Consider the following 11,828-nt stretch of genomic DNA (forward strand, 5'->3'; position numbering starts at 1 on the left):
ACGGACACGCGGCCGCGACCGGGCGGCCGCTATGGTGGCGCGTCCTGATCGCCACCTGAGGACTCCGCATGTTTCGACGATTCGGCCCCCTCGCCGCGCTCGCCGCCATCGGTCTCACCGCCTGTGGCGGGAGCGACATCGGCGCAGCGACGCCCGACCCCGCCGGCACGCCCGGCACCGGCGACCTCGTCGTCGTCGACAACGCCCGCGTCTTCGACGGCGAACGCGACCTGGGCACGGTTGCACTGGTGATCCGCGACGGCCGCATCGAGCGCATCGAGGCGGCGGGCTCGGAGTCCCTGCCCGCGGACGCCGAGCGCATCGACTACAGCGGACGCCACATCATCCCCGGCCTGGTCAACGCCCACGCCCATGTCGGCAACACCGAGGGCACCGAGCACGGCGACCGCTTCTACACGCGCGACATCTTGGTCCGCGACCTGCGCCAGTTCCAGGCCTACGGCGTGACCACCGTGGTGGCGCTCGGCCTCAATGGCGCCGCGTTTCCGCAGATCCGCGCCGAGGTCGCCGCTGACCCGGCGCTCGGTGCGCAGCTGTTCGGCGCCGGTGCGGGCGTGGGTACCCCGGGCGGTGCACCGCCCGCGGCGAACATGGGACTGGAGCAGGACCCGGTGGCGCGACCGGGCGATGCGGACGCCGCGCGCGCGGCGGTGCGCGCGCAGGCCGGGGCCGGTGTCGACCTGATCAAGCTCTGGGTCGACGATCTCGGCGGCAAGGCGCCGGCGATGCTGCCCGAGGTCTACCGCGCGGCGATCGAGGAAGCACATCGCCACGACCTGCTGGTCGCCGCGCACATCCACGATCTCGCGCCCGCCACGGACCTCGTCGCGAGCGGCGTCGACATCATCGCGCACGGGGTGCGCGACCAGCCGATCGATGCCGCGCTGGCTGCGGCGATGCGCGAGGCCGGGACCGGCTACATCGCCACGCTGCAGATCGACGAGGCGAACTACATCTACGCCGAACATCCCGGCTGGCTGGACACGCCGTTCCTGCGCAACGCCCTGCCCGCCGCCGTCGTGCGCCAGTGGTCGGACGCCGGCTGGCGCGCGCGTACACTCGCCGATCCCGCGACGCAGCGCGCCCGGGACGCGGTGGCGATGAACCTGCGCAACCTCGCCACGCTGCGCGAGGCCGGCATCGCGGTCGGCTTCGGCACCGACGCCGGTGCCCTGCCGCATCGCGTCGCCGGATTCGCCGAACACCGCGAACTCGAATTGATGCTGCAGGCCGGCTACACCCCGCAGCAGGCGCTGACCGTCGCCACGCGCGATTCGGCCCGCCTGTTGCAGCTCGACGATCGCGGCCTGCTGCAGCCCGGCCGGCGCGCGGATTTCGTCGTGCTGTCGGCCGATCCCCTCGTCGACATCCGCAACACGCGCCGCATCGAGGCGGTCTGGCAGGCGGGCCGCCAGGTGGCCGGCCCGGTCAGCGGGTACGCGGTCGACTGACGCCGCGGCCGCAAGGCCGCGGGGCGGCCGTGCGGCGATGCGCGCGCGGCTTCAAGGCGCGGCGCGGACGCGGACGGCTTCGCCGCGCATGCCGTCGAGCATCGCGAGAACGGACCGCGCGGTCTCGTCCGGCCGCTCCATCGGGTAGAGATGGCTGCCGTCGATCCAGGCCAGCCGCGCGCCCACCCGTGCACGGGTCGCGCGCAGGCCGATCTGGGCGACTTCGCGCGAGCGACGGCCGGCGATGAAGCCCATCGGCGCGGTCACACGCTGCGCGGCGCGATGCACGCTGCGCGTGGGCAGCGTCGCGTAGATGCGATGTTCGACCTCGCGATCGAACAGCAGCCGCCGCCCCTGTCCATCGCCTACCGTCGCCGTCGATGCGTAATCGCTCAAAACCCGCGGGTCCCACCAGGCGAATGCCGGCTTCGCGGCGAAGTGCGCGCGCACCGCGTCCACGTCGGGCCAGTGGGTCCGGCGCTGCAGGGTCTGGCGCAGCGGCATCAGATGCCGGTCGAAGCCGGTGCGTCGCCCCAGTTTGACCAGGTGCGCGGTGAGGCCGCCGATCAGCGGCGAATCGAGCAGCACCACCCCGCGCACTCGCGGCCCCAGCTGCGCCGCGGCGAGCACGCTGAGATAGCCGCCGAGCGAATGGCCGAGCAGCCAGACCGGGCGGCCGGCGGCGTGGGCCTCGATGTGGTCCAGCAGCTGCCGGGTCAGGGCGGACCAGCCGCGCGAGACCGGATAGCGCGCCTCGTGCCCGAACGCGTCCACGTGCGTGACGTCGACGTGCGCGCGCAGCGGCGCGAGCATCCGGGCATAGGTCGGGGCGGGAAACCCGTTCGCGTGGGAGAAGACCAGATGCTCGCGCTGCGCCGGCGGCGCGCCGTCCGACGGCGGCACCGCCATCAACGCAGGCCCAGCGACACACCCAGGCCTGCGCTCCAGTCCGGCGCCTCGGCGCCAAGGCCGCGCAGCACCGAGACGTCCAGCTGCACCGCACCGCGCGGCTGCCAGGTCAGACCGCCGCCGGCGCGCACGCCGCGCTCGCTGCCCGTCCCCAGCACCGCTTCGACGTAGCCGCCGAACCGGTCGCCCGCATGCAGGTCGAGACTCGGCGCCAGCTGCCAGCCGCGGCCCGCGTCGTCGCGCGCGTAGCCGGCGAACACCGAGTACCCGCGCCCGCCCGCGGTCTCCCCGGCCACGGTGGCCCCGAGGCTGCGCGCATGCCGGTCCGGCCGCAGATCCGCCGAGCCGGTGCGCAGGCCGTAGCGGGCCAGCAGTGCCCAGTCGAGCTCGCCGGCGGCGGGCAGCGCCCATTTGAGTCCCACCTCGCTGTCACCCGCCCCCTGCCGCCGCTGACGGCCGTCGGGCGAGGTGTCGGACACGCGCACATGCGGCGCGCCGGCCAGCTGCAGTTCGAGCGAAGCGCCAAGGCCCACACGCAGCACGCTGCCGAAGGTATGCGTCGTGGTACGCACGCCGGCGTTGTCGTCGCGCTCGCTGTCCGGCAGGCCCTGCTCCCAGACCACCGCACCCGGCGCCAGCACCGAGGCCGAGAACCCGGTGCCTGGCCGATCGAACTCGAGCGGCTCCTTCGCGGACGCGGCGCCCACCGACGCCGCGCAGACGCACGCCGCCACGCAGGCCCGCGCGCGCGTCACCACACCAGGTCGTCCGGCACCTGGTAGCGCGGATCGCTGTACGGGTCCTCGCCCGCAGGCGCCGACGGATCGACACGCAGGGCGACACCCTGCGGAAAGATCGCCTCGGCCTCGTCCAGCACCGCGGCGGTCACCAGCAGATACCGACCGTTGAGCTGGACCACGCCGAGTTCGCCGGCGTTGAGCGCGGCGAGCTGCTCTGCATCCACATGGATGCGCTTGATCTTGCCGCCGTACTCGAAATGCCGGGCGATGTCGGCCTCGGGCCGGTTGAGCGCCTTGCCCTGCATGAAGGCTTCGAGCTTGGCGCGGGCCTCGCGGCGCAGCCGGGCCTCTTCCTGCTTCAGCCGTTCGGCCTCGATGCGCTCTTCCTTCTCGCGCTGGGCCCGGATCGCGAAGGCCTTGGCGAGATCGATGTCGTCGCGGGGCGGACGCGGCTTGCGCGCCTGGCCCTGCGGGCCTGCGCCCCGCGGTGTTCCCGTCCGGTCGGCACCCCGCGCCTGCCCGCCGGGCTTGCCGCCCGCGGGGCGTGGCCGCCCGTCGCCGGCCTTGCCCGGCGGACGCGGACCGCGGCGGTCGGCATTCCGGTCGTTGGGACGCGGGCGGCGTTCGTCGCGGGACGGCGCCGGCTGGGCCGGGGCCTTGAAGCCCAGACCGAGCAGCTGGTCGCGAAGGGAATCGGTCATCGTGGACGGTTACTCAGTAATGCGGCGGCGGCGGTTCGTCCGAGGGATCGGGGAACTGCACGGTGCGCGCCTGGCGCAGGTCATCCATCACCCGGCGCAGCAGACCGGTCTGTGCACCGAGTTCGAGCCGGGCCTGGCTCAGCGCGTCGTTGAGCTGGGCGATGGTGTCTTCCTGGAACGCGAGACGCGTCTCCAGTTCGGTCACCCGGTGCTCCAGCGTGGCGTGGATCTCGTTCTGGTCCATGGCGGTGTCCTGGCGCCGCGCCGGGGGGCGCGGCGCCGCGGACCTCAGTTGCGGACGATGTCCTGCAGCTCGACCTCGAACACCAGGGCCTGGTTCGGGCCGATCGGGCCCGAGCCCATCTCGCCGTAGCCCAGCGCCGCCGGAATCCACAGTTCGTACTTGCTGCCGACCGGCATCAGCTGAAGGCCTTCCTGCCAGCCGGGCACGACCTGGTTCAGCGCGAACTGGGCCGGCTCGCCGCGGTCGTAGGAGCTGTCGAAGGTTTCGCCGTTGAGCAGGGTGCCCTTGTAGTGCACGCGCACGGTATCGTTCGGGCCCGGCTTGGCACCGGTGCCTTCGGTGATCACGCGGTACTGCAGGCCCGAGGCCGTCGTCTGCACGCCCTCCTTCGTGGCGTTCTGGGCGAAGAAGGTCTCGGCTTCGGCCAGATTGGCCTTGGACTTCTCCTGCATTTCGGCCATCTGCTTGGCCTGCATGCGCTCACCGAACGACTGCATCACGGCCATCGCCTGCTCGTCGCTGATCTCGATGGCCTTGTCGTCCAGGGTCTCGGCGATCGCGCGCTGCAGCGTCTTGACGTCGATCTCGTCCTTGATCTGCTTGAGCTGCTCGCCCATCTGGTTGCCGATGATGTAGCTGATCTGCTCGCGCTCGCCCCGCAGGCCCGCGATCTCGGCGCCGGCGGCCGGCGCGTCGGCGGACGTGCTCTCCACCGGCTTGCCGGTCTCCTTGTCGATCGGCTTGCAGGCGATCATCGCCAGCGGCAGGGCGGCGGCCAGGCCGGCAATGGCGAAACGCGTGGTGGTCTTCATCTTGATGGCAGCTCCGGTGAAAGTCGTTCTTGGGAAAGAGAAACGGCGACGCGCAACGGCGACGCGCGTCAGCGGTCAGAGGATGTCGAGCAGTTCGACATCGAAGACCAGGGTGGAGTTCGGCGGGATGGTCGGCGGACTGCCGCGCTGGCCGTAGGCCAGCGCACCCGGAATCCAGAAGCGGTACTTGGCACCGATGGGCATCAGCTGCAGGCCTTCGGTCCAGCCGGCGATGACCTGGTCCAGCCCGAACACCGCAGGCTCGTTGCGCGCATAAGAGCTGTCGAACTCGGTGCCGTCGAGCAGCGTGCCGCGATAGTGCACGCGCACCCGGTCGCTGGCGCGCGGGCGCGGCCCCTGGCCCGCGCGTTCGACGCGGTACTGGATGCCCGAAGCGGTGGCGAACACGCCGGTCTTGCCGCGGTTCTCGGCAAGGAAGCGGGCGCCCGCGTCGCGGTTCGCGTTCGCGGCCTCGGTGGCCCGCGTCTGCGCGCGCGCGACCATGGCCTGGCGCGCGGCCTCGATCTGTTCGGCGGCCATCGTCGGCGGTGTGCCGGCGACGACCTCGCGCACCGCGCGCATCAGCGGCGCGATCGCGATCTCGTCCTTCAGCGGAAGCAGCGATCGCCCGATGTCGGCGCCGACCAGGGTGCCGGCACGCACGGCATCGACCGCCGGCGGCTCGCTGCCCGGCGGCATGCCCGGCACGGGGCGCCCGCTACGCGCGGCCGCGCGTTGCCCGAGAGCCAGGCCCAGCTGCTGGCGTTCGGCCTCCGGGAGCACCGGCGCGTTGCCGGCCAGCGTCGCGGCGACGGCGCGTTCGAATGCGGCGAGGTCGAGATCGGGGCCGATCTGGCGGATCGAACCGGCGACGTCGAGGCCGATCACATAGCTGGTCGCATCCCGATCGCCCACAGGCTCGGCCGCAGCGGCGTGGCCGAGGGCCGCGATCAGCAGCGCCAGCGTGCCGGCGCGCAACAGGGTCAACATCCGCAGGATCTCCCGCCCGGACCGTCCGGACTGATGCAGCCGGCTATTGTCGCGGCGTTGACGGCGACGGGCAATCGCCCGCCCCGCCGGCTCAGGGCGCCTTCAGCGCGCGCCCGGGCGCGGCACGGCCAGTGCGCGCTCGATCGCGGCGACGATCTGCGGATCGTCCGGCGCGGTGCGGCTGCCCCACTGGGCGAGCACCCGGCCGTCCCGGCCCACCAGATACTTGTGGAAGTTCCACTGCGGCGCCTGCCCCGTGGCCGCCGCGAGCTGGCGGTACAGCGGCGTCGCGTCGGCACCCACCACGTGCACCTTCTCGAACATCGGGAACTTCACGCCGTAGGTCAGCGTGCAGAACGCCTGGATCGCCTGTTCGTCCTCGAACTCCTGCTCGCGGAAATCGCCGGACGGAAACCCGAGCACCGCGAATCCGCGGCTGCTCAGCCGCGCGTGCATCGCCTCGAGCGCCTCGAACTGGGGCGTGAAGCCGCATTTGCTCGCCGTATTGACGATCAGCAGCACATCGCCGCGGTACGCGGTGGCGAGATCGACCGGCTCCCGGCCTGCGAGCGGACGGTACCGGTGGTCGACGACACGCAGTCCGGCGTTCGCCGCGGGCGCATCCGCGGACCGCGCCGGCGACCGCGACTGCGACAGGGCCAGTGCCGAGGCGCCCAGCGCCGCCAGGCCGCCGGCGAGCAGCACCCACTTCAATACGGACGATCCGCGCATGACGATTCTCCGGCAGGCCCCCTGCCATCAGTTGGGTGGACGACGGTGCGACGTGTGTTGACATCCCCTGCGGTGGTGTTATAGTTGCCTACAACACCTACCCACTAGAGCAGGACGGTCGACATGAACCGCAAGCTCCATACCCCGATCTTCGCATGCGCCGCCTCGACTGCAACGCTGGTCCTGGGCCTGCTGGTCGCCTGGCCGGCGTTCCCGGCCGACGACGCGAGCGCCGCCGCGCCGTCGACCTCCGCCGTCGAAAGCCGCACGCAGGAGAAGGCGTCCACCGACCAGGCCGCACCCCCGCCCCGCAGCCGCAGCAAGCGCGCGCGCAACGCCATCGCCATGCCGTACTTCTCGTTCGCGCGGGGCGCCGGTGGGAGGAGCTGAGGCCATGGCCAACATCGAATGGAGCGACGGCGCTCCCATTTACCGCCAGCTGAAGGAACGCGTGATCGCGATGATGCTCGACGGCGTCCTCAAGCCCGGCGACGCGTTGCCCTCGGTGCGCCAGGTGGCCGCCGACTACCAGCTCAATCCCATCACCGTCTCCCGCGCCTACCAGGAGCTGGCCGACGAGGCCCTGGTGGAAAAGCGCCGCGGCCTCGGCATGTTCGTCACCGAGGAGGCCTCCAAGAAGCTGCGCAGCAGCGAACGCGAGCGCTTCCTGCAGGAGGAATGGCCGCTGGTGGTGGAACGGATCGAACGCCTCGGCCTCTCGGCCCGGGATCTGCTGCAGTCCATCGGCAATGGAGCCAACGAATGAACGCCGTCCCCGATATCCCGGTGATCACCGCGCGCAACCTCTCCAAGGTCTACAAGGGCGCGCGCGCGCTCGACGGCACCAGCTTCCAGATTCCCGCCGGTCGCATCGTCGGGCTGATCGGTCCCAACGGCGCCGGCAAGACCACCGCGCTCAAGGCGCTGCTGGGCCTGATCCGCTTCGACGGCGAGATGTCGGTACTGGGCCGCGATCCGCGCACCGAGCGCGACGCACTGATGAACGATGTCTGCTTCATCGCCGACGTCGCCGTGCTGCCGCGCTGGATGCGGGTGCGCGACGCGATCGACTTCGTCGAGGGCGTGCACCCCCGTTTCGACCGCGCCCGCTGCGAGCGCTTCCTGGCCAACACCAAGCTGATGCCGAAGCAGCGGGTGCGCGAGATGTCCAAGGGCATGATCGTGCAGTTGCACCTGGCACTCGTGATGGCGATCGACGCCAAGCTGCTGGTGCTCGACGAGCCCACGCTCGGCCTCGACATCCTCTATCGCAAGCAGTTCTACCAGCGCCTGCTGGAGGACTATTTCGACGAGCAGAAGACGATCATCGTCACCACGCACCAGGTCGAGGAAATCGAGCACATCCTGACCGACATCCTCTTCATCCAGAACGGCAAGATCGTGCTGGATGCGCCGATGGACGATGTCGGCGAGCGCTTCGTCGAGGTGCTGGTCAACGCCGACCAGCTCGCCGCCGCCCGCGCCCACGGGCCCATCGACGAACGCGCCCTGCCCTTCGGCAAGACCGTGATGCTGTTCGACGGCGTGCCCGTTTCCACCCTCTCCGTTTTCGGTGAGACCCGCACGCCGGGCCTGGCCGACCTGTTCGTGGCCACGATGAAAGGAGCCTACGCATGAACGCGCCCGCCGAAACCATCGATCCGCCGGCGCCGGCGCGCACGGCCCGGCCCGCACACGTCACGCACACCTTCCGCCTGCTGCTGCGCCGCGAGTACTGGGAGCACAAGGGCGGCATCGTCTGGGCGCCGGCGATTGCCGGTGCGATCTCGCTGCTGCTGTCGGTGGGCCTGCTGGTGATGGCGATCTTCTTCGCCCACCGCTCGGTCGCCGAAGGGCACACGATCGAACACAACGGCGTGACCATCAACGGTCTCGATCTGGGCACCCTCGTCAGTCAGCTCAACAGCGAGGACATGCGCCAGCTCGCGGACGGCCTGTACATGACCTTGTTCATGTCGTCGAGCTGGCCATTCCTGGTGATGGTCTTCGTCGCGTTCTTCTATTGCCTGGGCGCGCTCTACGACGACCGCAAGGACCGCAGCGTGCTGTTCTGGAAGTCGTTGCCGGTCTCCGACAGCGCGACGGTGGTCTCGAAGGTGGTCACCGCGGTGCTGGTGATTCCGCTCGCAGCCACGCTGATCGCCATCGTCACGATGCTGCTGTTCCTGGTCGCGATCAGCATTGCCGCAGCCGCGCACGGCGCCAATCCGCTGCCGCTGCTGTGGGGCAACGGCACACCCTTCGTGCTGGCCGGGCAGTATCTGGCGGCGATTCCGGTGTACGCGGCCTGGGCCTTGCCGACCGTCGGCTGGCTGATGCTGTGCTCGGCCTGGGCCCGCGGCAAGCCCTTCCTGTGGGCAGTGCTGCTCCCGCTCGCGTTCGGCGTCGCCAGCTCGATGACCGGCCTGCTGCAGCTCGTCGGCCTCGACCGCCACTGGCTCTGGGGCAACGTCATCGCCCGCATGCTGCTGGGCACGGTGCCGCTGACCGGCGCCGATCTGTCCCACGCCTCGCAGGCGATGGAACGGGGCGAGCTGACCAACCTGTTCAGTGTCGGCGGGATCTATTCCAACTTCGCCGAGCCGTCCATGTGGATCGGCATCGTCGCCGGCGCCGTGATGATCGCCATCGCCATCCGCCTGCGCCGCTGGCGCGAGGAAGGCTGAGCCCCGCCCGTTCCGCGTTCGGAGATCCGTCGATGCGATTCGTCCGCCTGTGTGCCATCGCCGCCCTCGCCACCTGCCTGCCGTTGACCGCCTGGGCGGCGTCGCCCGGCAGCGACGACAGCATCCGCAGCGAGATCCGCCGCGACCTCGACGACGCCCGCCGCGAGATCCGCACCGATCTCGCCAAGGCCCGGGCCGACCTCGAGATGGAGAACCTCGACGTCGGCAACAGCTTGCAGTTCGGTGGCGACGCGCGCTCCACCAAGAAATCGGGCGCCCCGTTGCCGAAGGCCGAGATCACCCCGCAGGGCGATTTCCTGATCGACGGCCGCGCCGTCACCGTCGACGCCGCGCAGCGTCGCCAGCTGCTGGCCTACCGCGGCCAGGTGATCGACGTCGCAAGGTCCGGCATCGACATCGGTGAAGTCGCCGCCCTGGCCGCGGTGGATTCGGTGGACCGCAGCGTGTTCTCGCTGATGGTGGGCGCGATGACCGGCAGTCTGGAGCGCCGCATCGAGCGATCGGTGCGCAGCACGGTCGGTCCCAGCGTCGCCCAGATCTGCGACCGGATGCCGGCGCTGCGCGAGGCCCAGCAGCAGCTCGCGGCCGATCTGCCGGAATTCCGGCCCTATGCGCGCCTCCAGGCCGGTGACGAGGCGTCCTGTCACAACGCCGTCCGCCGCGAATTCGCCCGGCGCTGAATCGCCGGCGCACGCTTCCATCCCATCGTCCACACACACCCGCTACCGCGCCCATCCAGGAGATTGCGACATGACGTCCCGCCTGCCTTCCTCAGCGCTGATTCCCTTGATGCTCGCGGCGACGTTCGCGCTGCCGGTGGCCGCCCAGGCCCAGGAAAGCGGACAGTGCCGCCACGCGTCCCCGCAGACCCTCGCCCTGGACCTCGAGGGCGTGCGCACGGTGCGTTTCGAGATCGGCGCCAACAAGCTGCGCATCGACGGCGCGGCATCGCCCGATGCCACGCTGCGCGGCCGCGCCTGTGCCTCGTCCGCCGGCCTGCTCGAGCGTCTGGTGCTCGACCAGTCCAAGTCGGGCGACACGTTGACCGTGCGCCTGCGTCGTGACACCAGCGGCAGCATCGGCTGGTTCGCGAACAACTACGCCTACCTCGATCTCACCGGCCAGGTGCCGGCGAACGTGCTGGTGCAGGCGATCGTCGGTTCGGGCGACGCCTGGGTGACCGGCGTCGCGGCGGCCAGCGCGGATGTCGGTTCGGGGGATGCCGAGCTGCGTCGCATCGCCGGGCGCGTCACCGCGAAGGTGGGCTCGGGCGACATCACCATCGATGACGCCGGCGAACTCAAGGTACTGGCCATCGGCTCGGGCGATGTCGTGGCCCGCGGCATACGCGGCCCGGTCGAGGTCGGCGGTGTCGGCTCGGGCGACTTCTCGCTCGCGGGTGCGGCCGGCGACGTGCGCGTCGGCAGCCTCGGCTCGGGCGACATCGATCTGCGTGACGTCGCCGGTAACGTGTCGGTCGGTTCGATCGGCTCGGGTGATCTCGATGTACGCGGCGTCAGCGGCAACCTGGACGTCGCATCGAAGGGCAGTGGCGATGTCAGCGCGCGCGACGTGCGCGGCACCGTGACCATTCCACGCAAGCGCTGAGCCCCGTCATTTCCGGAGAGTCCTCATGTCCACATCGCCGCTCCGCATGCTGCCCCTGCTTCTGCTGCTCGCCTGCGCCGGCGCGCTGACCGCGTGCTCGCGCGACGAGTCGCGCGCTTCGGCAGACGCCGACAGCGCCGCGTCGTCGACCGACGACGGCTTCATCACCCGCACCACCCGCAACGCGCTGGACAAGGCCCGCCGCGACCTGGCGCAGAACAACATCAGCGTCGGCGGCAGCGGAGCGGGCGGCGTGACCATCAGCGGCTTCCGCTTCGGCGGCGACGACGGCCGCACGTCCTCCCTTCCCAAGGCCGTGATCAGCCCGGCCGGTAACTTCCTCGTCGACGGCAGGACGGTGGCGATCGACGCGGCGCAACGCGAGCTGCTGCTCGCGCACCGGGCCAACATCGTCGCGATCGCCGAAGCCGGCATCGCGATCGGCATGCAGGGCGCCCAGCTCGGCGCCGAGGCGGCGAAAGGCGCGATCACCAGCCTGTTGTCGGGAAAGTCGGCCGAGTTCGAGGCACGCATGGAGGCCGAGGGCGAGAAGATGGAGGCCGAGGCGGCCAAGCTGTGCGACCACCTCCCGGCGCTGCTCGCGTCGCAGCAGGCGCTGGCGGCCGCACTGCCCGCCTTCCAGCCCTACGCCACGATGGACGCGACCGACGTCGACGACTGCCGCGACGGTCGACGCGAGCGGCGCGAAGGACGCGAACGGCGCGAGCGTCGCGGCAATGCGGCCGAGGAAGCGGACGCGGCGGCCGAGGCCGAGGCGACGTCGAACTGACGTCGTCCGCACGGCGCGGACGGCGCCCGTAACCACGCGGGCGCCGGCATGCGCGCATGACGGCCACGGACCCCGCACGTCGTCCGCTCGTCATTGGAGATCACATGGAACGTGACGTCGAA

The 11,828-nt window shown here is 71.1% G+C and carries 15 protein-coding genes; 8 read left to right on the forward strand and 7 right to left on the reverse strand.

Annotation, left to right across the window (positions count from 1 at the left end):
• The first annotated feature begins 68 nt into the window (after positions 1 to 68).
• Positions 69 to 1,472, forward strand: coding sequence for an amidohydrolase family protein (locus PQS31_RS00860; RefSeq protein WP_272760791.1), 1,404 nt, complete (start codon positions 69 to 71; stop codon positions 1,470 to 1,472).
• A 51-nt stretch (positions 1,473 to 1,523) separates the two neighbouring features.
• Here PQS31_RS00860 and PQS31_RS00865 read toward each other — a convergent pair whose 3' ends face one another.
• From PQS31_RS00865 to PQS31_RS00895, 7 genes are all read right to left on the reverse strand, one after another.
• Entirely contained in the window at positions 1,524 to 2,381 is an 858-nt protein-coding gene (locus PQS31_RS00865; protein WP_272760792.1) for an alpha/beta hydrolase, read from the reverse strand.
• Positions 2,381 to 3,088, reverse strand: coding sequence for a transporter (locus tag PQS31_RS00870; protein WP_272760793.1), 708 nt, complete (start codon positions 3,086 to 3,088; stop codon positions 2,381 to 2,383). Before PQS31_RS00870 ends, PQS31_RS00865 begins: the two co-directional genes overlap by 1 nt.
• 44 nt (positions 3,089 to 3,132) lie before the next feature.
• Entirely contained in the window at positions 3,133 to 3,822 is a 690-nt protein-coding gene (locus tag PQS31_RS00875; protein ID WP_272760794.1) for a DUF2058 family protein, read from the reverse strand.
• A gap of 13 nt (positions 3,823 to 3,835) precedes the next feature.
• Complete coding sequence (locus PQS31_RS00880; RefSeq protein ID WP_272760795.1) at positions 3,836 to 4,066, reverse strand: SlyX family protein; 231 nt, start codon at positions 4,064 to 4,066, stop codon at positions 3,836 to 3,838.
• 44 nt (positions 4,067 to 4,110) lie between these two features.
• On the reverse strand, positions 4,111 to 4,878 hold the full coding sequence (locus PQS31_RS00885; RefSeq protein WP_272760796.1) for an FKBP-type peptidyl-prolyl cis-trans isomerase: 768 nt from the start codon (positions 4,876 to 4,878) through the stop codon (positions 4,111 to 4,113).
• 75 nt (positions 4,879 to 4,953) lie between these two features.
• Complete coding sequence (locus PQS31_RS00890; protein WP_272760797.1) at positions 4,954 to 5,868, reverse strand: FKBP-type peptidyl-prolyl cis-trans isomerase; 915 nt, start codon at positions 5,866 to 5,868, stop codon at positions 4,954 to 4,956.
• A 102-nt stretch (positions 5,869 to 5,970) separates the two neighbouring features.
• A complete protein-coding gene (locus PQS31_RS00895; protein WP_272760798.1) occupies positions 5,971 to 6,600 on the reverse strand; it encodes a glutathione peroxidase in 630 nt (209 codons plus the stop codon).
• A gap of 123 nt (positions 6,601 to 6,723) precedes the next feature.
• Here PQS31_RS00895 and PQS31_RS00900 point away from each other — a divergent pair, with 123 nt between their 5' ends.
• From PQS31_RS00900 to PQS31_RS00930, 7 genes are all read left to right on the forward strand, one after another.
• A complete protein-coding gene (locus PQS31_RS00900; protein ID WP_272760799.1) occupies positions 6,724 to 6,990 on the forward strand; it encodes a hypothetical protein in 267 nt (88 codons plus the stop codon).
• Positions 6,991 to 6,994: 4 nt separating this feature from the next.
• Complete coding sequence (locus PQS31_RS00905; RefSeq protein WP_096208743.1) at positions 6,995 to 7,366, forward strand: GntR family transcriptional regulator; 372 nt, start codon at positions 6,995 to 6,997, stop codon at positions 7,364 to 7,366.
• Entirely contained in the window at positions 7,363 to 8,238 is an 876-nt protein-coding gene (locus tag PQS31_RS00910) for an ABC transporter ATP-binding protein (RefSeq protein WP_272760801.1), read from the forward strand. Before PQS31_RS00905 ends, PQS31_RS00910 begins: the two co-directional genes overlap by 4 nt.
• Complete coding sequence (locus tag PQS31_RS00915; RefSeq protein WP_272760802.1) at positions 8,235 to 9,287, forward strand: ABC-2 transporter permease; 1,053 nt, start codon at positions 8,235 to 8,237, stop codon at positions 9,285 to 9,287. Before PQS31_RS00910 ends, PQS31_RS00915 begins: the two co-directional genes overlap by 4 nt.
• A gap of 32 nt (positions 9,288 to 9,319) precedes the next feature.
• A complete protein-coding gene (locus PQS31_RS00920; RefSeq protein WP_272760803.1) occupies positions 9,320 to 9,988 on the forward strand; it encodes a hypothetical protein in 669 nt (222 codons plus the stop codon).
• A 70-nt stretch (positions 9,989 to 10,058) separates the two neighbouring features.
• Complete coding sequence (locus tag PQS31_RS00925) at positions 10,059 to 10,916, forward strand: DUF2807 domain-containing protein (protein ID WP_272760804.1); 858 nt, start codon at positions 10,059 to 10,061, stop codon at positions 10,914 to 10,916.
• A gap of 25 nt (positions 10,917 to 10,941) precedes the next feature.
• Positions 10,942 to 11,706 carry a hypothetical protein gene (locus tag PQS31_RS00930; RefSeq protein WP_272760805.1) on the forward strand — a complete coding sequence of 255 codons (765 nt, stop codon included), beginning with the start codon at positions 10,942 to 10,944 and terminating at the stop codon, positions 11,704 to 11,706.
• The last annotated feature ends 122 nt before the right edge of the window (positions 11,707 to 11,828 follow it).

Origin of the sequence: Luteimonas sp. BLCC-B24, assembly GCF_028550595.1 — a bacterium.
Classification (GTDB): domain Bacteria; phylum Pseudomonadota; class Gammaproteobacteria; order Xanthomonadales; family Xanthomonadaceae; genus Luteimonas.